The 19319-nt window shown below is 67.9% G+C and carries 20 protein-coding genes; 10 read left to right on the forward strand and 10 right to left on the reverse strand.

Features of this window, described 5'->3' with window-relative positions:
* Positions 1-8: 8 nt before the first annotated feature.
* Positions 9-1004 (reverse strand): NAD(P)H-dependent glycerol-3-phosphate dehydrogenase, encoded by a 996-nt coding sequence (locus tag CE453_RS06725; protein WP_089173882.1) that lies wholly within the window; start codon positions 1002-1004, stop codon positions 9-11.
* Complete coding sequence (gene tsaD / locus CE453_RS06730; RefSeq protein WP_089173883.1) at positions 1001-2056, reverse strand: tRNA (adenosine(37)-N6)-threonylcarbamoyltransferase complex transferase subunit TsaD; 1056 nt, start codon at positions 2054-2056, stop codon at positions 1001-1003. The genes CE453_RS06725 and tsaD overlap by 4 nt, the downstream gene beginning before the upstream one ends.
* 272 nt (positions 2057-2328) lie before the next feature.
* Here tsaD and CE453_RS06735 point away from each other — a divergent pair, with 272 nt between their 5' ends.
* The 4 genes from CE453_RS06735 (at position 2329) to rpoH (ending at position 8159) form a co-directional block, all read left to right on the forward strand.
* Positions 2329-4188, forward strand: coding sequence for a uroporphyrinogen-III synthase (locus tag CE453_RS06735; RefSeq protein ID WP_089173884.1), 1860 nt, complete (start codon positions 2329-2331; stop codon positions 4186-4188).
* Between the two features lie 18 nt (positions 4189-4206).
* Positions 4207-5901 (forward strand): heme biosynthesis protein HemY, encoded by a 1695-nt coding sequence (locus CE453_RS06740; RefSeq protein ID WP_089173885.1) that lies wholly within the window; start codon positions 4207-4209, stop codon positions 5899-5901.
* A 105-nt stretch (positions 5902-6006) separates the two neighbouring features.
* Positions 6007-7044 carry an RluA family pseudouridine synthase gene (locus CE453_RS06745; protein ID WP_089173886.1) on the forward strand — a complete coding sequence of 346 codons (1038 nt, stop codon included), beginning with the start codon at positions 6007-6009 and terminating at the stop codon, positions 7042-7044.
* A 218-nt stretch (positions 7045-7262) separates the two neighbouring features.
* The gene (rpoH, locus tag CE453_RS06750; RefSeq protein ID WP_089173887.1) at positions 7263-8159 is read left to right on the forward strand and encodes an RNA polymerase sigma factor RpoH; all 897 of its coding nucleotides are present in this window, start codon (positions 7263-7265) and stop codon (positions 8157-8159) included.
* Positions 8160-8217: 58 nt separating this feature from the next.
* Here the strand turns inward: rpoH and CE453_RS06755 are convergent, their stop codons facing one another.
* Entirely contained in the window at positions 8218-9255 is a 1038-nt protein-coding gene (locus CE453_RS06755) for a DUF2125 domain-containing protein (protein WP_089173888.1), read from the reverse strand.
* 221 nt (positions 9256-9476) lie between these two features.
* Between CE453_RS06755 and CE453_RS06760 the strand changes: the two genes are divergently transcribed.
* Positions 9477-10046, forward strand: coding sequence for a gamma-glutamylcyclotransferase (locus tag CE453_RS06760; protein WP_089177748.1), 570 nt, complete (start codon positions 9477-9479; stop codon positions 10044-10046).
* Here the strand turns inward: CE453_RS06760 and CE453_RS06765 are convergent, their stop codons facing one another.
* The 5 genes from CE453_RS06765 to ftsE all read right to left on the reverse strand — a co-directional run bounded on the left by CE453_RS06765 (position 10047) and on the right by ftsE (position 13803).
* A complete protein-coding gene (locus tag CE453_RS06765) occupies positions 10047-10460 on the reverse strand; it encodes a hypothetical protein (RefSeq protein ID WP_089173889.1) in 414 nt (137 codons plus the stop codon). It abuts the gene before it with no gap.
* Between the two features lie 85 nt (positions 10461-10545).
* The gene (locus CE453_RS06770) at positions 10546-11388 is read right to left on the reverse strand and encodes a lysophospholipid acyltransferase family protein (protein WP_349236637.1); all 843 of its coding nucleotides are present in this window, start codon (positions 11386-11388) and stop codon (positions 10546-10548) included.
* Positions 11363-12157, reverse strand: coding sequence for a YdcF family protein (locus CE453_RS06775; RefSeq protein ID WP_248307982.1), 795 nt, complete (start codon positions 12155-12157; stop codon positions 11363-11365). Before CE453_RS06775 ends, CE453_RS06770 begins: the two co-directional genes overlap by 26 nt.
* Before the next feature lie 70 nt (positions 12158-12227).
* Complete coding sequence (locus CE453_RS06780) at positions 12228-13193, reverse strand: cell division protein FtsX (RefSeq protein WP_089173890.1); 966 nt, start codon at positions 13191-13193, stop codon at positions 12228-12230.
* Positions 13180-13803: a cell division ATP-binding protein FtsE gene (gene ftsE / locus CE453_RS06785; RefSeq protein ID WP_248308095.1), complete on the reverse strand. Its 624-nt coding sequence runs from the start codon at positions 13801-13803 to the stop codon at positions 13180-13182. The genes CE453_RS06780 and ftsE overlap by 14 nt, the downstream gene beginning before the upstream one ends.
* Positions 13804-14112: 309 nt before the next feature.
* Between ftsE and CE453_RS06790 the strand changes: the two genes are divergently transcribed.
* From CE453_RS06790 to CE453_RS06805, 4 genes are all read left to right on the forward strand, one after another.
* The gene (locus CE453_RS06790; protein ID WP_089177751.1) at positions 14113-14922 is read left to right on the forward strand and encodes an MJ0042-type zinc finger domain-containing protein; all 810 of its coding nucleotides are present in this window, start codon (positions 14113-14115) and stop codon (positions 14920-14922) included.
* Positions 14923-15057: 135 nt separating this feature from the next.
* On the forward strand, positions 15058-15615 hold the full coding sequence (hpt, locus tag CE453_RS06795) for a hypoxanthine phosphoribosyltransferase (protein WP_089173892.1): 558 nt from the start codon (positions 15058-15060) through the stop codon (positions 15613-15615).
* Positions 15616-15624: 9 nt separating this feature from the next.
* Positions 15625-15999 (forward strand): response regulator, encoded by a 375-nt coding sequence (locus tag CE453_RS06800; RefSeq protein WP_089173893.1) that lies wholly within the window; start codon positions 15625-15627, stop codon positions 15997-15999.
* A gap of 221 nt (positions 16000-16220) precedes the next feature.
* Complete coding sequence (locus CE453_RS06805; RefSeq protein ID WP_089173894.1) at positions 16221-17375, forward strand: trans-sulfuration enzyme family protein; 1155 nt, start codon at positions 16221-16223, stop codon at positions 17373-17375.
* 28 nt (positions 17376-17403) lie between these two features.
* Here CE453_RS06805 and CE453_RS06810 read toward each other — a convergent pair whose 3' ends face one another.
* Positions 17404-17991: a glycoside hydrolase family 19 protein gene (locus CE453_RS06810; RefSeq protein ID WP_089173895.1), complete on the reverse strand. Its 588-nt coding sequence runs from the start codon at positions 17989-17991 to the stop codon at positions 17404-17406.
* A 78-nt stretch (positions 17992-18069) separates the two neighbouring features.
* Positions 18070-18591, reverse strand: coding sequence for a cysteine dioxygenase (locus tag CE453_RS06815; RefSeq protein ID WP_089173896.1), 522 nt, complete (start codon positions 18589-18591; stop codon positions 18070-18072).
* Between the two features lie 179 nt (positions 18592-18770).
* On the opposite strand from CE453_RS06815, the gene CE453_RS06820 reads away from it, so the two are divergent.
* On the forward strand, positions 18771-19250 hold the full coding sequence (locus tag CE453_RS06820) for an Lrp/AsnC family transcriptional regulator (RefSeq protein ID WP_089173897.1): 480 nt from the start codon (positions 18771-18773) through the stop codon (positions 19248-19250).
* Positions 19251-19319: the final 69 nt, after the last annotated feature.

The following is a 19319-nucleotide window of genomic DNA, read 5'->3' on the forward strand; positions in this document are numbered from 1 at the left end:
TTCCTCCGTCATTCCGCCTTGAGCGGTCGCGCGAGTAGCGCCGCGACCGCCTCGCGCACGCCGATCCGGCCCGCGATGATGGCCGCGACGGCCTCGGCGATGGGTGTCTCGATGCCCTCCGACTGCGCCATCCTGGCGAGGACCGGGGCGGTGAAGGCGCCTTCCGCCAGCTTGCCGCCGGCGGCCTCCGCCGGGCTCTTGCCCTGGCCGAGCGCCAGACCATAGGCGAAATTGCGCGATTGCGGCGAGGCGCAGCTCAAGACCACGTCGCCCAGGCCGGACAATCCCATCAGCGTCTCGGGATCGGCGCCATGCGCCTCGCCGAAGCGGCGCAGTTCGGCGAAGCCACGCGCGACCAGCGCGGCGCGGGCGCTCTCGCCGAAACCGAGCCCGATGGCGATGCCGGCCGCAATGGCGAGCACGTTTTTGGCCGCGCCGCCGATCTCGACCCCGCGCGGATCGCCGGAATGATAGATCCGGAAGGCGGGCGAGCTCAGCGCCTCCGCAAGACCTTGAGCCAGCGCCGGGTCGGCCGCGGCGAGGGTCACGGCTGTCGGCAGGCCACGGCCGATATCGGCGGCGAAGCTCGGACCGGACAGGATTGCGGTAGGAACCTCCGGCCAGAGGCCGGCGATGATCTCGGTCGGGAACAGGCCGCTCGCCTGCTCGATGCCCTTGGCGGCCGAGATCACCGGCGCGCCGGCCGGCAACGCGGCGGCCATCGCAGCGGTGGCGTCTCGCAGGCTCTGGGTCGGCACGGCGACGATGAAGGCGTCGCAGGGCGCCAGATCGCCGAGTGTAGCGGTAGCGCTGATGGTTTCGGGCAGGGCGACATCGGGCAGGCGCGGCGCCTGCCTTTCCTTGCGGATCGCTTCGACCGTTGCGACGTCGCGCGCCCAGAGCCGGACGGCGCGGCCCGCACGGCTGGCGGCAAGCGCCAGCGCGGCACCATAGGCGCCGGCCCCGACGACGCCGATCGTCGCGAAGCCCGTGGATCGGCTCATGCGGCGGTCGCGGGCTTGGGGGCGAGCTCGTCGAGCGGCCAGCGCGGGCGGGCGGCGACCTTCATGTCGTCGGTGAGCCCGAGCCTGAGCCGCTCCAGCCCGGCCCAGGCGATCATCGCGCCGTTATCGCCACAGAGCGCGAGCGGCGGGGCGACCATCGGCAGGCCGGCTTCGGTGGCGAAGCGGCTGAGCCCGCTGCGAATCGCCTGATTGGCGGCGACGCCACCGGCGACGACCAGCGACGAAGGAGTGATGCCCGCCTCGCGGCAGGCGCGCAGGCCAGCGCGGGTGCGGTCGACCATGACGTCGACGATCGCTGCCTGGAACGAGGCGCAGAGATCGGCAACGTCGTTATCGGAGAGGGGCGCGATGCGCTCGGCGACGAGGCGCACCGCCGTTTTCAGGCCGGAGAGGGAGAAGTCCGGGTTCGGCCGCCCCTGCATCGGGCGAGGGAAGTCGAAGCGCTCGGGGTCGCCCTTGGCCGCCTCGCGCTCGACGGACGGACCGCCCGGATAGGGCAAGGCGAGCATCTTGGCGATCTTGTCGAAGGCCTCGCCGACGGCGTCGTCGATGGTGCCGCCGAGCTTGAGGTAGTCCCCGATGCCGCGCACCGCGAGAAGCTGGGTATGACCGCCGGAGACCAGCAGCAGCAGATAGGGAAAGGCAACGTCGTCGGTAAGGCGCGCGGTCAGCGCATGGGCCTCGAGGTGGTTGATGGCGATGAAGGGCTTGCCCGTGGCGAGCGCGATCGCCTTGCCGGCGGTGAGCCCGACCATGACGCCTCCGACGAGGCCGGGGCCGGCGGCGGCGGCGACGGCGTCGATGTCGCCGGGCTTGAGCTCGGCATGGGCAAAGGCGCGCGCGATGATGCGGTCGATCGCCTCGACATGGGCGCGGGCCGCGATCTCCGGCACGACGCCGCCATAGGCGGCATGGGCCGCGATCTGGCTCAGGATCTCGTTCGACAGGATCTTGGTCTCACCCGAGCGTTCGACGGAGACGATCGCGGCTGCCGTTTCGTCGCAGGTCGTCTCTATCCCAAGAACACGCATGATCGGTCGACTTGTCCCGCGGAATGGAGGATCAGGTGATGAGGCGTTGCAGGCAGCGGTGTTCCGCCGGCAATTCCTTCGTATAGTGCCTGCCACGGTCGAAGGCCAAGGACAAAGCGGCCGGTGGCTCAGGGGAGCCGCCCGCCGGGCTGTAAAGAAAAGGGAGAGGGATGGCCGGCATCATCGTTCCGCCTCAATGCAACCCGATCGCGGGAGCCTGTGCCGTTCGCGGCTCGTGCCATGATCGTTGGCCGTTTCGTCAGGAGCTGTGAATGCGCGTCTTCGTCTTCCGACCTCGCCCCGATGCCGATCGCACGGCCGAGGCCATCGCGGCTCATGGCTTCGAGCCGCTGGTCGCGCCGCTGTTCGAGGTGGTCAGGTTGCCGGGCGAGGCGCCGGCCGGGGATTTCGCAGCCATCGTCCTGAGCAGCGGCAATGCCGTGCCGATGCTGGCGGAAGGGCCGGAGGCCTGGCGTGACCTGCCGATCTTCACGGTGGGCGCCCGCACCGCGGCGAAGGTTCGCGAAGCGGGTTTGGAGGATGCACGCAGCGCCGATGGCGACCGCAACGACCTGATCGCGTTGATCAGGCGGACGCTGCCGGCGCCGGCCCGGCTGCTGATGATCGCGGCACGGGACCGCAACGAGGATGTGCCGCAGCGACTGAGGGATGCGGGCTATGATGTCGGGCTCTGGGAGGCCTACGCCGCCGAAGCGGTTTCGATGCTGCCGGAGGATGCGCAGGCCGCGTTGCGGCATGGCAAGGCCGATGCCGCTTTGCACTATTCGGCGCGGGGCGCCAAAACCTTCCTCAGCCTGGCCCAGGCTGCTGGCGTCGAGGAGCAGGCGCTGGAACTGACCCATGTCGCGCTTTCGGCCAATGTGGCCTCGCCGCTGATCTCGGCCGGCGCCAGCACGGTGCTGGTCGCCGAGCATCCGGAGGAGGCGGGAATGCTGGCGGCGCTGGAGCAGGTCTCTCAGCGCCTGCGACCGGAAGACGCGGGGCGCGCAGAGACGCGCGGCAGCCTCAAGCGCACGCCGCCGACCATCGAGCTCAAGGCCGAGCCTCAGCCGCAAGCCGAGATGCCCGAACAGGCGGCAGATGCCAGGAAGCCGTCGCCCGAGGCGGCGGCGCCGACCGAGGCGCTGCCGAAGGAGTTCTCTCCGCCGCCGGCCGAGCCTCCGCGCTCGGGGGCCGAACCTGTTGCGCGGCCTGCGACGCCCTGGCCCGCTTTGGCGGTGGCCGGCGTGCTCGGCGGTCTCGTCGGGGCGGGGTTGATGTTCTACGCGACGCGGTCCGGCGGACCGGCGGTGAGTCCGACGCAGTTGGCCGATCTCAGCGGCCGCGTCGACGGATTGCAGGCTGCCGTCGTCAGCGCAGACCGCAAGGCAGAGACCGCCGGAGAGGCGGCGACGAAGGCGGGGTCCGAGGTGCAGGCGCTCGCAGGTCGCGTCGGCACGCTCGCCAAGGCGCCAGCCGCCGATACCGGCGCCGTCACCGAGCAACTCCAGCGCGCCGAGACGGCGCTGGCTGCTTCGGGCGAGCGCTTCGACAAGCTCGCGGCGCGCGTCGCGGCTGTCGAGACGCAGGCGAAGGCTGCACCCACGACCAGCCCCGAAGGGATGGCTGCGGCGCGCATCGTGCTGGCGGAGCGGGTTCAGCGAGCCCTTGCAGGTGGGCGCCCCTTTGCGAGCGATGTCGCGGCTTTGGTGAAGGGCGGAGTCGCGCAGGCCGACGCTGCGGCGCTGTCGGCGGTCGCAACGACAGGAGCCGCGACGCGCGAGGCTCTGCTCGCCGGCTTCCGCAAGCACGGCGCGATGTTCCAGCGCGAGGTCACGCCGCAATCGGATAGCTGGTCGGACAAGCTCTGGGGGCTGGCGAGCCGCATCGTCACGGTTCGGCCCGTTGGCGACAGCGGCTCGAACGACCCTGCGACGCTGCCCTTGCGGCTCGAAAGCGCCGTCGCAGCGAACGACATGCCAAAGGCGGCGGCGCTGTGGAGCCAGTTGCCCGAGCCGGCGCGCCGTGCCAGTGCGGAGTTCGGCGCCGATCTGCAGAAGCGGGCGGCGGCGGATGCAGCCATCGCCAAAATCGCGCAGGATGCAGTCGCGGCGCTGGGCACTGCGGGCTGACGGAGGATAGAAGAGTCCATGGTTCGCGTTCTCGTCTATCTCGCCGTTTTCGCCTGCCTGGCCTTCGGCGCCGTCTGGCTCGCCGACCGGCCCGGCGAAATTTCCGTGATCTGGCAGGGCTATCGTATCGATACCAGCGTCGCGATCGGCGCGATCGGCGTGGTCGTGCTCGCCTTCCTGGTGCTGCTGGTCTGGGCGGTGATCCGCTTCGTCTTCGGGCTGCCTTCCGCCTTTAGCCTGTCGTCGCGGGCAAGGCGCCGGGCGCGCGGTTTCGAGGCCGTCTCGCGCGGCATGGTCGCGATCGGCGCGGGCGATCCCGTCGCGGCGGGGCGCTACACCGGCGAGGCGCGCCGCTTCGTGCCGAGCGAGCCGCTGACCCTGCTGCTGGAGGCGCAGACGGCGCAGCTCACCGGCAATCGTGCCCAGGCCGAAGCCGCCTTCAAGGCGATGCTCGACCGTTCGGAGACGCGGGTGCTTGGCCTGCGCGGTCTTTTTGTCGAAGCCAAGCGGCGTGGCGACATGGCGGCGGCCCGTGCCTTCGCCGACGATGCGGTACGCCGCTCGCCCTCGCTTGCCTGGGCGAACGATGCGCTGCTCGACTTCCACACCAATGCCGGGGACTGGCAGGCGGCGCGCACCGCCGTCGAGCGCCGCGCGGCGCTGCGCCTCGCAGACAAGGCGGAGGCGCGCCGTCAGCGCGCCGTTCTGCTCGCCGCAGAGGCGCTCGATGCACGCGACAAGGAGCCGGAACGGGCGCTCGCGGCGGCGCTGGAGGCGGTGAAGCTCGCGCCTGGGTTGACGCCGGCGGCGGCGCTTGCCGGTCGGATGCTGTCCGAGCGCGGCGATGTCCGCAAGGCCTCGAAGCTGCTCGAAGCCGCCTGGCGCGAGTCGCCGCACCCGGATGTCGCGGCGGCCTATCTCGATGTTCGTCCCGGCGACAGCGCGCTCGATCGGCTGCAGCGCGCGACGACGCTTGCCAAGCTGCGCCCGGCCGATCCGGAAAGCGTGCTGGTGCTGGCCGGTGCAGCCATCCAGGCGCGCGAGTTCCAGAAGGCGCGCGAGACGCTGAAGCCGCTGCTGGCGGGCGGCCCCTCGGTGCGCGCCTGCCTGCTGATGGCCGAGCTGGAGGAGGCCGAACACGGTTCTGCCGGCAAGGTGCGCGAATGGCTGGCGCGAGCCACGCGGGCGCCGCATGACGCCGCCTGGGTCGCGGACGGGCTGGTTTCCGACCACTGGATGCCGGTTTCGCCCATCACCGGCCGCCTCGACGCCTTCGTCTGGACGGTCCCACCGGCGACGCTCGGCAGCCCGCCGCAGGCGCTCGACGATGTGCTCGCCGACCTCGACGATTCGACTAAGCTGATCGAGGTGAAGCCGGAGAGCGTGACGGTGGTGGAACCGGCTGCCGTGGCGGCAGCGGCTTCGCCCCAGGAAGAGCCGAAGTCTGCGCCGGTCGCTTCTGCTCCGGTCGGGGCCAGGCCCGAGACCAAGGCCGAAGCGACCGCGAAGACCGAGGCGCAGATGGGCGCCCCCCTTTCGAAGCCGGCAGAAGCTTCTGGCGCCCCGGCGGCCGGAGCCGGCACGGCGGCCGCCCGCGACGCTATGCCGCCGAAGCCGGTGATCTTTCCCGTTCCGCATGCGCCAGATGACCCGGGGCCGGACGAAGAGCCGCCGACCGAGCCGAAGAAAGGCGGGTTCCGCCTGTTCGGTTGAGCGGGCGGGCTCCCAAAGACCGCCATTCGAGGTTCGCAGTGACGGTTCCGGCGCATCACGACGAAAAGGCGTGCGGCGGGAAGTCATGCGCCTTATAGCGGCGGCATGAGCTCCGGTTTTGAACAGAACAGCGAAAACGGCATGGTGACCCTGCAGGTCGGCGCAGAGCAGGCGGGCCTACGGCTCGATAAGGCGCTGGCCGTGCTCGCGGGCGAAATTTCGCGCGCCCGGTTGCAGCAGGTCATCAAGGAGGGTGGTGTCAGTCTGAACGGCACGGTCACCAGCGATGGCAGTCGTAAGGTCGCGGAGGGCGACGCGATCGCGCTGGTCATGCCGGAGGCGAAGCCAGCCGAGCCGGTCGGGCAGGATATTCCGCTCGATGTCGTCTACGAGGATGAGCACCTGATCGTGATCGACAAGCCGGCGGGGCTCGTCGTGCATCCGGCCGGTGGCCATGAGGACGGCACGCTGGTCAATGCGCTGATCGCCCATTGCGGCGAGAGCCTGTCCGGCATCGGCGGGGTCAGGCGGCCGGGCATCGTGCACCGGCTCGACAAGGATACCAGCGGGCTGCTCGTCGTCGCCAAGAACGACCGGGCACATCAGAAGCTTGCCAAGCAGTTCGCCGACCATGGCCGCACGGGGCCGTTGCAGCGTGCCTATCTCGCCCTCGTCTGGGGCGTTCCGCGGCTGCGCGAAGGCACGATCGATGCGCCGATCGAGCGCTCGAACCGCAATCGTGAGAAGATGATGGTGGTGAAGGAGGGGCGAGGCCGCGAGGCCATCACCCACATCACCCTGTTCGAGCGCTACCCGCCGTTGCTGAAGGGGCTGGACGAGACCGAGCCGCTGGCGAGCCTGATCGAATGCCGGTTGGAAACCGGCCGCACGCACCAGATCCGCGTGCATATGAGTCATATCGGCCACCCGCTGCTGGGCGACCAGCTCTATGGCTCCGGCTTCGCCACCAAGGCGGTGCGTTTGCCGGAGGAGGCGCGCGAGGCGCTGACGGCGCTGGGGCGGCAGGCGCTGCACGCGGCGGTGCTTGGTTTCGCGCATCCGGCGACCGGCGAGGAGATGCTGTTCGAATCCCAGCCGCCGGCGGATTTTGCAAAGCTGCAAGCAGCCCTCGCGAGGCTGTGAGCCGATCTGGCGCCGTTGCCACCTTTCCGCCAGACTGAGTTCGCATATACTGGGGTTATCGGATGCGGATGGCCAAGGGGGCGCCGCACGCGACCGATCCCGCCGAACTCCCGTCCGGTTTCTGCGTTGGATCAATTCGCATTGTCCGAAACCTGCGCGAAGGTTGATCGCGCGGTGGGCCTGCCGCGTAGCGGGGGCCTGAAGGAGGAGACACGCGCATGGCGAGTGCTTCGCTGCCTGTCCTGTCCGCGGAAGGCGGACTCTCACGTTATCTCGATGAAATCCGCAAGTTCCCGATGCTGGAACCGAGCGAGGAATACATGCTGGCGAAACGCTGGCGCGAGCATGGCGACCGCGATGCGGCGCACAAGCTCGTCACCTCGCATCTTCGTCTCGTCGCCAAGATTGCCATGGGCTATCGCGGCTACGGCCTGCCGATCGGCGAAGTCGTCTCCGAAGGCAATGTCGGCCTGATGCAGGCGGTCAAGCGCTTCGAGCCCGACAAGGGCTTCCGGCTGGCGACCTATGCGATGTGGTGGATCAAGGCCTCGATCCAGGAATACATTCTGCGATCCTGGTCGCTGGTGAAGATGGGCACCACGGCCAACCAGAAAAAGCTGTTCTTCAACCTGCGCAAGGCCAAGAGCAAGATCGCGGCTCTGGGCGACGGCGATTTGCGGCCCGATCAGGTCAAGCAGATCGCGACCAAGCTCGGCGTCAACGAGCAGGACGTGGTCGACATGAATCGCCGCCTCGGCGGCGACGCATCGCTCAACACGCCATTGCGTGAAGACGGCGAAGGTGAGTGGCAGGATTGGCTGGTCGACGATTCGGACAGCCAGGAGAGCCGCCTCGCCGAGTCCGAGGAGAGCAGCAACCGCCACATGGCACTGCGCGAGGCGCTCGACGTATTGAACCCGCGTGAGCGACGCATCTTCGAGGCGCGCCGCCTTGCCGAGGACCCGATCACCCTCGAGGAGCTTTCCGAGGAGTTCGGCGTCTCGCGCGAACGCGTCCGCCAGATCGAGGTCCGCGCCTTCGAGAAGGTGCAGGAGGCGGTGAAGAAGGCGATCACCCGGATTGAGGCGCCGAGCGCGGCGCTGCCGGCCGCCTGATCGCGGCATCGGAGAGGTATTGAAAGGGGCGCTTCGGCGCCCCTTTTTCGTTGCGCGCTCAGTACAGCGGCAGCAGCGGCTTCAGGGGCAGGCGGATCGGGCCGAGGAAGACTCGGCCTTCGCGCAGCGAGACCGGTGGCAGCGGGGTGAGGCCCGGCGTCGTGGACGCATTGCCGCGGCCTCCGAGGAGGCCTCCTAGCCCGCCCAGCAGATTACCGATGCGGACGCCGCCGATCTGCTCGATGCCGGCGGCGGCGATCTGGAGGTCGCCACCGACGCGATGGGTCGGATCGAGCAGCAATTGCCCGCTGCCCTCGACGCGCGCGGCTCCCTTGGTCGCAGTCAGGCGGGCGAGATCGAGGACGCCATTGGCGTTGCGCCAGGCTTCGAGAGCATCGGGGTTGAAGCCCTGGCGGAAGGCTTCGGACTGCGTCAGCGTCGCCTGCAGGTCGATCGTGCCGGCATCGGTCGTGCCGAGCAGTGCGTCGATCACCGGCAACACGGTCCCGGTGGCGGAGAGAGCGATATCGACCGCCTGATCGGCCGCCGCACGGTCGGGGTTACGGCGCAGATGCGCCTCGAGCGTCGCCGAGCGCCAGGTTTCGGCCGCCTGCCCAGGCGTGGTCAGCGTGATCTTGGGTTCGGCCGCGACGAGTGCGAAGCGTTGAGGTTCGCGCCAGGCCAGGCTCGAATCGAGTTGCTTCCAGGTGATGTCGAGGATGCGTCCTTCCGGCAGGGTGACGCGAGCGGGGCTGGTCGCCTCGACGATGACGAGGCCAGGCGAATAGATCTGCCCGACGGCCAGCGTCGGGCCGGTCTCGACGCGCACGGCCTCGCCCCAGCGCGTCGAGGTCAGGGTGAGCGAATCGCAGCGCAATTCGATGCGGAACGGATAGCCGCCGACAGAACGGTTGTTGCAGGTCCAGGTCCGGCCGCGTTCGGCTTCCTTCGCGATCGCCTTGTCGAGTTCGGCGACGACGCGACCATGAGCGTAGAACCAGAAGCCGGACCAGGCGGCGGCCAGGATGGCGAGCAGGGCCACGGGACCATAGAGCCAGAAACGGCTCTGGCGGCGCGTCAGGGAGGTATCGGTCATGCGGCAGGCGTTCCTTGCGCGACGGCGGGCGGCTCAATAGATCGCCAGCTGGCGATCCATCGCGTTGTTGCAGCATCGGATTTATTCGAAAAGCGGATTCCACTTTTCGCCGAGACCCGATAGCCCGCAAAGGCGGCGGGCGCCAGCATGCGGGGTTCGCCCCCGCTTCCGGCACTCGCGCCGCATCAAGCAGGGCCAGGCGGCCAAATTATGGGATGGCGATGACGAGCGGGGATAACGCGGCGGATCTCTGGGTGTTCGGCTACGGGTCGCTGATCTGGCGGCCCGGATTCGCCTTCGAGGAAAGCGTCGGGGCAAAGCTGCACGGCTATCACCGCTCGCTCTGCGTGTTCTCCCATGTCCATCGCGGCACGCCCGAGCGGCCCGGTCTCGTGCTCGGGCTCGACCGCGGCGGTGTCTGCCGAGGCCTGGCCTTTCGGGTCGCGGCCGCGCAGGCGGATGAAACGGTGGCTTACCTGCGGGCGCGCGAGCAGGCGACCTCGGTCTACCTCGAGCGCCATGTCCCGCTCAGGCTCGACGACGGGCGGCGCGTGCGGGGGCTGGTCTATGTCGCCGACCGCGAGCATCTGCAATATGCCGGCAAGCTACCACCGCAGGAATTGCTGAAGCTGGTTCGGCAAGGAAAGGGTCAGTCGGGCGAGAACCCGGACTACGTCCTCCAGACCCACGAACATCTGCGCAAGATGGGGGTCTTTGATCCGGTGCTCGCCGCGCTGGCCCAGGAGCTGGCGCCCGGGCTGCAGGCGACGCACCCGCCGCTCAAGGGCTGATCAGCCCGCCGTTTCCGCCTGCGGCATCAGGTCGAGCAACGCGGCGCGGCGGCTGGCGCCATCCTCCGCGAGAAGGTGGACGTGGATTTCCTTGGCGCCAGCTTCCGTTACGGCGCGCTGCCAGCGGCCCAGCGCGGCTTCGACCCCGAAGGGACCGGAATCGCGGGCGGCAACGATCTGCCGCTCGGCCGAGACGGCGAGCAGCACCGCATCGGTGAAGCTGAGCGCATGGGTATCCTCGACGGCGAAGACCGAGGCGACATAACGCCGACCCGAGCGACCGCGCCAGGCGGTGAAGCGGCGCTCGCTGAAGGACGCCGTGCTGCGCAGCGGCAATTCGCGCGCCGCAGGTTCCATTGCGGGAGCCGGCTCGTCGAACAGGTCCGGGGTGAAGCGATAGGCGAGGGCAGCCATATCCGTTCCTCCTGTGATGAGGAACAAAATGGGAACAACATGGAGATAAGTCAACAGCCGCCGGTGGCTACGGGGCAGAGTGCTGTCAGGATTTGTCAGGAGCCGCGAGTGGGTCGAGGCCGAGCGCGCCCAGCTCGGCGCGACCTTCGGCGAGCAGCCGGTCGCAGGCGGTCTCGATCCGGTTTTGCAGTTCGTGCTGGAACGTCGTCTTGTCGAGACCGGGCATGATCGGCGGCAGGATCTCGAGCCGGATCGTACCCGGGCGCCGCAGGAACTGGCGACGTGGCCAGTAGAGTCCCGAGTTCACCGCGACCGGCAGGCAGGGGACGTCGAGCTCGGAATAGAGATGGGCCACGCCGAACTTATAGGTGGGCGGCGCGCCGGGCGGGCGGCGGGTACCCTCCGGGAAGATCAGGAGCTGGCGGCCTTTCTGGCCGAGCTCGACCGTGGCGCGTCGGGTGACGTCCTTGAGGGCGCGGGCGCGGGCCCCGCGATCGACGGGAATCATCCTGAGCTTGGCGAGGGCCCAGCCGAACACGGGGATGCGCATCAGCTCCCGCTTCAGGATGAAGACTGGGTCCGGAAACAGGGTGAAGAGCGTGAAGGTCTCCCAGAATGACTGATGCTTGGCGGCGACCATCAGTCCGCCTGCAGGGATGTTCTCGCGACCGATCACCTCATACCGGGTGCCGGCGACGACCCGCATCAGCCAGAGCGCGCTGCGCGACCAGGCCACCGCGATGTGCCGCATCGCCGCCTGCGGCAGTAGCAGCGCGGGCAGGACCACGAAAATCAGCCAGAGGATGAGGTTGGCATAGAACAGGACATTGAAGGCGAGCGAGCGCAGGACGAGCATCCGCCCGCAATGAGGCCGCGCGCGGCGGCGGTCAAGCGCCTCGCGCTCAGCCGTCGCGGGAGGGGCCGCCATGGAGATGTGAGCGCCGCTCGGCTTCGGGCCCGAGAACCTCGGCCGGTTTGGGTGAAACCGGCTTGCGCCCGCCGATGATGACCGAGAGGTGGGAGTTTTCCGGGTCGTTCTCGACGAGACTGCGCAGCCGGGCGACGAGGTATTTGGCATATTCCGGCATGAGCACCTTGACCGTCGACCAGCGATGCCACCAGCCCGAGGTGTCGAGCTGATCGGTGACGACGGGATGGGCGACGAAGCGGACCCCCGGCATCGCATGGCCGAACTCCGCCAGCGTCCGCGGCATGTGATAGTTCGAGGTCACGACCAGGAGGGAGCGGAAGCCGTGCTGGCGCGCCCAGCGGCGGGTCTCGATCGCATTGCCGATGGTGTTGCGGGCGCGATAGTCGAGGTCGACGCAGCAACCCAGCAGATCGCGCGAAGCCGGGTTGAGCCGGGCGAGCTCCTCGCGGCTGGTCTTTTCGTTGACGCCGCTGATCAGGAGGCGCGCGCCGCGATCGGCACCGAGCAGGCCGATGGCATCGCCGACGCGCTGGGAGCCGCCGGTCACGACGACGATGGCGTCGGTGCGCGGCGTCCCGACCGGCTCGCGCGCCTCGATGCCGGCCGCGAAACGGGCATAGCCGCAGACGAACAGAATGATAGCCGCCGCGGCCGATACCACCGCGGCCAGCAGCAGGATGCGGCGGCGCGAAAGCCGGCCGCGCGGGACGGACGCGCCCGCCCTGCCCACCGTGAGATGGTCGTTGCCGCTGCCGATCATGGCCATGACGCGCCGACCCTAGCCGGGCAATCGGGCATAACGGCGGCAACCCGCCGGTTGTCGTTGCGCGGTTCCATCACGCCAGCATCTTCAGATAATGGCGCACGGTGAAGCGCGAGACGAGGCCGGCGATCGCTGCGACGACGATGGCGACGAGCAGGACGGCGGCATAGCCGCCCCAGCCGATCTCGAAGGCGCCGAACAGCGCCTGCAGTTGCTCCGCCTCCGGCGCCGTCGACCAGAAGGACGACAGGAAACCCAGGAGTGCGATCGCGATGATGGCGGCCAGCCCACCCACGGCGCCGCCGCGCAGGCCGAGCCGGATGAAGCGACTCTGGAATTCGCGGGCGATGAAATCGTCATCGGCGCCGACGAAATGCAGCACCTCGACGCTCTCGCGGCTGCCTGCCATCGCGCCGCGCGTCGCAAAGGCCACGGCAAGCGCCGCTGCCGTCAGTACGAGCAGCACGATGACGAAGCCGGAGACGATGATCGTGCTGGCCATGGCCGACAGCCGCCTGACCCAGAGCCGGTGATCGTCGAGAATCGCCGTCGGCACATCGCTGCGCAAGGCCGGGCCGAAGCGGCCGATATCGGGGGAGGCACCGGGCTTCAACTTCAGCACGATGAGGCGCGGCACCGGCAGCTCGACGAGGTCGAGCCCGGTGCCGAGCCAGGGCTCGAGCAGCTTGTCGGATTCGGCCTTCGGCACGGCGCGGACGCTTTCGATGCCGTCGAGTGCCTGGGCCATCGCGACGGCCTTGGCGACGTCCTCCTCGATGTTGCGATGCGAGTCCGGGCGGATCTGGATGGTCATCTCGTTGGAGACGGCACCGCGCCACTGATCGGAGGCGCGCGCAGCCAGGACGGCGGCGCCGGCGCTCAGCGCGGCGAGAAAGGTCAGGATCGCGATGACGGCCATCAGCGCACGGCCGGCCACCGTATCGACCGGCACCAGCGGCTGATCGCGCCGGAGATTGACCGGCAGCGCTTTCTCGCTGCGCGGCTCCGGCTCGTATTCGATGGGGTCAGGCATCGACATGCAGATGGCCGTCGGCGAGGACGAGACGCGGGGCGTCGTAGATGTCCATCAGGTTGAGGTCGTGGGTCGCGATGATGACGGCGGTGCCGAGCTGCTGCAGTTCCATGAACAGGCGCAGCAGGCGGCGGCCGAGGCCGGGATCGACATTGCCGGTCGGCTCGTCGGCCAGCAGCAGCTCCGGCCGTCCGATCAGGGCGCGGGCGATGGCGGCACGCTGCTTCTCGCCGCCGGAAAGCACGGCCGGCACGGCGTGCATGCGCTCGCCGAGGCCGACCCAACGCAGCAATTCGACGACTTCGGCGCGATAGCTCGCCTCCTCCTTGCCGAGCACACGCAGGGGCAGAGCGACGTTCTCGTAGACGGTGAGGTGGTCGAGCAGGCGGAAATCCTGGAAGACCACGCCCATCCGGCGGCGGAAGGTCGTCAGCGTCGAGGCTTCGAGACGCGAGACGTCCTGCCCGAACAGGTTGACGAGGCCGCGCGTCGGCTTCAGCGCCATCAGGATAAGGCGCATCAGCGTCGTCTTGCCGGCGCCGGACGGCCCGGTCAGATACTGGAACGAGCGCGGCGCGATGCTGAAGTTGATGTCCTTCAGCACCTCCGGCCCCATGCCATATCGCAGGCCGACATTCTCGAACCGAACCAAGCCGTCTTCCTCATCTCACAGGGTGCAGCTCGCCGAGATGCGAATCCGCGCGACGATGCCGCATCGTAAGCGGCGGCATGGCCAGCGGCTGCGCCGGCACCATCATGCCCCCAGAATTCTTCACGCGACGTTAACCATAAACAGCGTCAATGAAGGCGGTTGCCGCGGCTTGCCGATGCCGCGTTTCGTCGCGGCTTGCCGTGGGCAAAAGACCGGGAAAGAGTCGGGAACCATGCCAGCAGCCGACGCCACCAGGGAAAACACGCCGCCTCCATGCTGATCGTCTGCCCCTCATGCGCCAGTCAGTATGAGCTCGACGCGGCCAAACTGGGGCCGGATGGGCGCAAAGTGCGTTGCGCCCAATGCAAGACGCTGTGGCATGTCGATCCGTCGAGCGAGATGCCGGCGGCGCCGAGCCCGGAAGAGACGCAGGCGCTGCTCGCCGAGGAGCTGGAGCGCGCCGCGGCCATCGATGCCGAGATCACGGCCATCGCCGCCGAAGCCGACGCCATGACGGTTGAGGCGGAGGCAGAGGCTGAGCCCGAGGAGGTGCCGGTCGTCGCTGCCCCGGAACGGCGATCTTCTCCTATCCGCAAGCCGCGCATCGGAGCGGCTGGCATCGTCGACCGCAAAGGCATTGCCGTGCCGGTCGCAGCGGCGCTGGCGGGCATTGCCGTGCTGGCGGGCTTGGCCTGGCAGCGCAATCTCGTGGTGCGGGCGGCGCCGCAACTCGCCGGCGTGTTCGAGCGTGTCGGCTTGCCGGTAAACATCCGGGGCTTGAGCCTGAGCGCTGTCGAGAGCGGCCTGGTCGAGGACGGAACGAACCGCTTCCTCGTCGTCGAGGGTGACGTCACCAATATCGCCAAGGACAAGACCAAGGTGCCCCCGATCCAGGTCTCGGTGAAGGACGAGGCCGGGCAGACGCTCTATAGCTGGACCACCGAGCCGCCGCGCAACGTGCTGGAGCCGGCCGAACTGGTGCGCTTCCGGGTGCGGCTGGCTTCCCCACCGGAAAAGGGTCGTTCGGTGCAGGTCCGCTTCACATCGGTGTCGGCAACGACCAATATCGCAAGCACGCATTAGCTTTGCGATGATGCGCATCGGCTCGCGGTTTGCTGCGGGCCCGGCGTGCGATATCAACCAGCGGCAGCGGTTTCCCGGCGCAGCGACCTGTGCGGGCAGCGTTGCGGCCAGACGGGTCACAGAAACGGAGACATCATGCCGGAACGGCGCATCAGGGTGCTTTACGACGAGGCTGCGATCGCGCAGCGCAACGAGGCGATCGCCGCGGCGGTCGCGGCCAGCAAGCCCAAGGACCTGCTCGTCGTCGCCGTTCTCAAAGGCAGCTTCATGTTCGCCGCTGATCTGATCCGGGCGATGCATCGCGTCGGCCTCGCGCCGCAGGTCGAATTCATCCACCTGTCGAGCTATCGGGCCGGAACCGTCTCTTCCGGGCAGGTCGAGATCCTGCGCGACGTGCAGAGCGAGGTGCGCGGCCGTGACGTGCTCCTGATCGACGACATCCTCGAATCGGGCCGGACACTCGCCTTCGCCAAGGATTTGCTGGCGGCGCGCGGTGCCCGCTCGGTCTCGACCGCCGTCCTGCTGGAAAAGCCACACAAGCGCGCCGTCAACATCCAGGCGGACTATGTCGGCTTCGAATGCCCCGACTATTTCGTGGTGGGTTACGGCATGGACGTCGCCCATTCCTACCGGCAGCTGCCTTTCGTCGGCGTCGTCGAGACCGAGGATCAGGCCGGTTTGCCGGGTATCTGAGGGACTGCCATGTCGCGTATTCTGGTCGTCGACGACGAAGAGCCCTTGCGCCTGCTGGTGGCGCGCGGGCTCGGGATGGATGGCCACGCCTGTGTCACCGCTGCCGATGGGGCCGAGGCGCTCGATATCCTCGTGGCCGAGCAGGGCCGCTTCGACCTGCTGCTGACCGATATTCGCATGCCGCTGATGGACGGCATCGCGCTGGCGCTTGCCGCCAAGCAGCAGTTTCCCGAGCTCACCATCATGCTGATGACCGGCTATGCCGAGCAGCGCGAGCGTGCGAAGAGCCTCGAGGCGATCGTCGCCGAGGTGATGAGCAAGCCTTTCACCATTGTCGAGCTGCGCGCGACGGTGATGAAGGTGATCGAGCGCTCGATCGGATAGTGCCTTCCTCCTGGGTGCGGCGCATCAATCTTGAGACCCTGCGGGGCGGCAAGCGAGCGCGAATTGGTGAAATGACGAATTTCGTCGACCGACGCCGTGAATCGATGAAAAAGGTCGGCTATCGGCGAAAAACGCCAATTAAAATTGCTGCGGTGCGTTAGGCTGGATCCAGTCATCGATGCGGCGGGGTCGCCGTGAAAAGCAGGGTTTGGGGAAAGACAATGAGCAGCAAGAGCTGGAAGCCGCGCAGCCTCGCCGCGCAGGCCATGGGCAAGATCGATTCCGTGACCCGGGCCGTGGTACCGCCGATCCATGTTGCGACGACCTATATTCGCGACGAAGACAACGGCTATTCCACCGGCTTCATCTATGGGCGGCCGGACAACGAGACGACGCGCGAGGCTGAAAGCGTGCTCGCGATGCTCGAGGAGGCGAAGGCCGGCGCGCTGCTGTTCGGCTCCGGCTCGGCCGCGGCGACCGCGGTTTTCCAGGCGCTTTCACCCGGCGACCACGTCGTGGCGTCCAAGGTCATGTACTGGGCGCTGCGCAACTGGCTGATGACCGAAGCGGCGCGCTGGGGCCTCAAGGTCGAGTTCGTGGAGACCGACGATCTTGCCGCGCTGAAGGCCGCGGTGAAGCCGGGCGAGACGAAGCTGGTCTGGATCGAAACGCCGTCCAACCCCCTCTGGACGATCACCGATATCGCCGCCGCTGCCGAGATCGCGCACAAGGCTGGGGCGAAGCTCGCAGTCGATTCGACCTGCGCCTCGCCGGTGCATACGCGACCGCTGATGCTTGGCGCCGATATCGTCATGCACTCGGCGACCAAGGTGCTGAACGGCCACTCGGACGTGATCGCCGGGGCGCTTTGCGCCCGCGAGGACGATGCGTTCTGGAACCGCGTCAAGACGGTGAGAAAGGGGCAGGGCGGCATCCTCGGACCGTTCGAGGCCTATCTGCTGATGCGCGGCATGCGCACGCTCCATGTTCGGCAGGAGCGCCAGTCCGCCTCGGCCATGACGCTGGCCCAGCGGCTTTCTGCGCATCCGCTTGTGGCACGCGTGCTCTATCCGGGCCTGCCGCAGCATCCCGGTCACGACATTGCGGCGCGGCAGATGGAGAACGGTTTCGGTTTCATGCTCTCGGTCCAGGTTACCGGCGGCGAGGCTGCGGCGATCCGAACCGCAGCGCATGTCGAACTCTACAAGCGTGCGACCTCGCTCGGTGGCGTCGAAAGCCTGATCGAGCACCGCGCTTCGATCGAAGGCGCCGGCTCGCCTTGCCCGACGGACCTGCTCAGGCTCTCGACAGGCATCGAGGATGTCGAGGATCTCTACGCCGATCTCGACGGGGCTCTGAAGGCGGGTCACGCCTAAGGCTTCCCGCTGCTTGCTTCGGGGAGCGCTATGGCCAGATCGTCTTCGCCTTGGCGAGATAGCGGGTTCGTTCCACCAAACCGTTGCGCCCGCCGTTGATCAACCTGGTTACGACGGCAACGTCGTCGGCATCGGCCGCGGCGTTAATGGCGCGATCGCTCCAATAGGCAAACGCGATGGCAAGCGAGATGCCGGGCTCCTTCGCCAGCTCCGGCTCGGCCTCGAGGTCGATGCCGAGGACCTTGCCGAAGCGGCGATAATTGGCGCGGCCGGTGAGCTGGAAAATGCCGCGGCCGTGATAGCGGATGCCGTCGCCGGCCTGGGTGTTGCCGAGGTCCTGTCGGCCCTCATAACGCAGGAAATAGCTCGCGCCGCCATATTCCTCGAGTGTGCGGAAGCCGTCGGTCTCATGTGCGGCCTGAGCCAGGAAATGGCAGAGCCGCAACCGGGTATCGACATCATGGACCCGCGCCAGCGCGTCGAAGCGCTGCGCGATGCCCTCGGCGATCGCAGGGGCTCCGTCAGGCGCGAGGTGCAGAAGCCGCGCGCTGGTAACGGACAATGCCGCTGCCGGTGGTGTTCCGAAGATGGATGAGACGACGCCTCTGATCGACATGGATGGCCTTCCTCAAAGAAGGCCATCCTGACGCCGCGGCGTGGGGCGGGGATAAGTCGCCGCCCGGTGGCTTGTGCGTCAGCCGCTGACGGCGGTGTATTCGTTCTCGATCGAGGAGGCGTGGACCTCGTGGTCGAAGCCGTAGATGTGGATCGAGATCGCCTCGCCCGGTCCGAAATTGCGCATCCGATGAATGTTCGGCCCCGAGGGCAGCATGCAGGCGACATAGCCTGGCTGCCGCTGCTGTTCCTCGGTCGGCACGGCGCGGCTTGCGTCGATGGCGCGATACCAGGTCTCGGTCACGGTGCCCGAGACGACGCCGAAGCAGCAGGAGCAATGATGGTCATGGATCGAAGTGGCGGAGCCTTCGCCCCAGACGATCGCCCAGACGCTGACATTCTCATCGCCGACGAGCAAGTTGCGGGCATAGGCGCCGGGCTTGCGCTCGAGTGGCAGGCGCTGGATCAGGTCCGGCATGGCAACCAACTCGTGCAGGACCTCGCGGGCGGCGGCGAGGTAGTCGCGCGAGAGCGTTCCCTCATCGCTGCGCAGGCTGCGCAGAACTGCCCCTTGCCGTTCAGCACTCAGAAAACCCTGCATCCCATTCCCCTCTCGATCAGGCAGGGAAATGATACCGGCAAAGCCGGGGTAGCGGTTTGCGGAGATCTGGAATTTTCTTCTCTGATTGGAATCAGTTGTCCAATATGCAATAATTATTGGAAAATTTCACCCGCTTCATTCTCGCGAGAAGAAGTGGTTTCCGGATTTGCCGAGGTTCCATGCCCAAGCTCGACGCTTTCGATCTGCGCATCCTCGCGCGGCTTCAGGAGGATGCAAGTCTGCCGCTTGCCGAACTCGCGGAGGCAGTAGGGCTTTCGGCTTCGCCCTGCTGGCGGCGTGTGCAGAAGCTTGAGGAGAGCGGCTACATCAAGCGCCGCGTCGCGCTGCTCGACCGCGAGAAGCTCAATGCGGGTGTCACCGTCTTCATCGCCGTTCGGACGGCGCAGCATTCGATGGAGTGGCTGGAGCGGTTCCACATGGCCGTGCGGGATCTGCCGGAGATCGTCGATTTCTACCGGATGAGCGGCGAGATCGACTATCTGCTCAAGGCCTGTGTTTCCGACATTGCCGCCTATGACGTGCTCTACAAGAAGCTGATCTCGCGCATCGACCTCCGCGACGTGACCTCGATGTTCGCGATGGAGGAGCTGAAGTCGACGACCACGATCCCGCTGGGGTTTGCCGTGGAGGGCAATTGAGGCGGTCTGTTCGCCGGAGGCGAGCCGTGCCCGTGTCACACCGCTGAGACAGGCTGGGGATAGCCCTGC

Source organism: Bosea sp. AS-1 (genome assembly GCF_002220095.1).
GTDB lineage: Bacteria > Pseudomonadota > Alphaproteobacteria > Rhizobiales > Beijerinckiaceae > Allobosea.

Coding starts and splice junctions, on each gene's coding strand:
- CE453_RS06790 (WP_089177751.1), top strand. CDS start 14,113: ATGCTGATCGTCTGCCCCTCATGCGCCAGTCAGTATGAGCTCGACGCG.
- CE453_RS06780 (WP_089173890.1), bottom strand. CDS start 13,193: ATGTCGATGCCTGACCCCATCGAATACGAGCCGGAGCCGCGCAGCGAG.
- CE453_RS06775 (WP_248307982.1), bottom strand. CDS start 12,157: ATGGCCATGATCGGCAGCGGCAACGACCATCTCACGGTGGGCAGGGCG.
- CE453_RS06800 (WP_089173893.1), top strand. CDS start 15,625: ATGTCGCGTATTCTGGTCGTCGACGACGAAGAGCCCTTGCGCCTGCTG.
- CE453_RS06810 (WP_089173895.1), bottom strand. CDS start 17,991: ATGTCGATCAGAGGCGTCGTCTCATCCATCTTCGGAACACCACCGGCA.
- hpt (WP_089173892.1), top strand. CDS start 15,058: ATGCCGGAACGGCGCATCAGGGTGCTTTACGACGAGGCTGCGATCGCG.
- CE453_RS06805 (WP_089173894.1), top strand. CDS start 16,221: ATGAGCAGCAAGAGCTGGAAGCCGCGCAGCCTCGCCGCGCAGGCCATG.
- CE453_RS06735 (WP_089173884.1), top strand. CDS start 2,329: ATGCGCGTCTTCGTCTTCCGACCTCGCCCCGATGCCGATCGCACGGCC.
- rpoH (WP_089173887.1), top strand. CDS start 7,263: ATGGCGAGTGCTTCGCTGCCTGTCCTGTCCGCGGAAGGCGGACTCTCA.
- CE453_RS06755 (WP_089173888.1), bottom strand. CDS start 9,255: ATGACCGATACCTCCCTGACGCGCCGCCAGAGCCGTTTCTGGCTCTAT.
- CE453_RS06740 (WP_089173885.1), top strand. CDS start 4,207: ATGGTTCGCGTTCTCGTCTATCTCGCCGTTTTCGCCTGCCTGGCCTTC.
- CE453_RS06765 (WP_089173889.1), bottom strand. CDS start 10,460: ATGGCTGCCCTCGCCTATCGCTTCACCCCGGACCTGTTCGACGAGCCG.
- CE453_RS06815 (WP_089173896.1), bottom strand. CDS start 18,591: ATGCAGGGTTTTCTGAGTGCTGAACGGCAAGGGGCAGTTCTGCGCAGC.
- CE453_RS06770 (WP_349236637.1), bottom strand. CDS start 11,388: ATGGCGGCCCCTCCCGCGACGGCTGAGCGCGAGGCGCTTGACCGCCGC.
- CE453_RS06820 (WP_089173897.1), top strand. CDS start 18,771: ATGCCCAAGCTCGACGCTTTCGATCTGCGCATCCTCGCGCGGCTTCAG.
- tsaD (WP_089173883.1), bottom strand. CDS start 2,056: ATGCGTGTTCTTGGGATAGAGACGACCTGCGACGAAACGGCAGCCGCG.
- CE453_RS06745 (WP_089173886.1), top strand. CDS start 6,007: ATGAGCTCCGGTTTTGAACAGAACAGCGAAAACGGCATGGTGACCCTG.
- CE453_RS06725 (WP_089173882.1), bottom strand. CDS start 1,004: ATGAGCCGATCCACGGGCTTCGCGACGATCGGCGTCGTCGGGGCCGGC.
- ftsE (WP_248308095.1), bottom strand. CDS start 13,803: ATGGGGCCGGAGGTGCTGAAGGACATCAACTTCAGCATCGCGCCGCGC.
- CE453_RS06760 (WP_089177748.1), top strand. CDS start 9,477: ATGACGAGCGGGGATAACGCGGCGGATCTCTGGGTGTTCGGCTACGGG.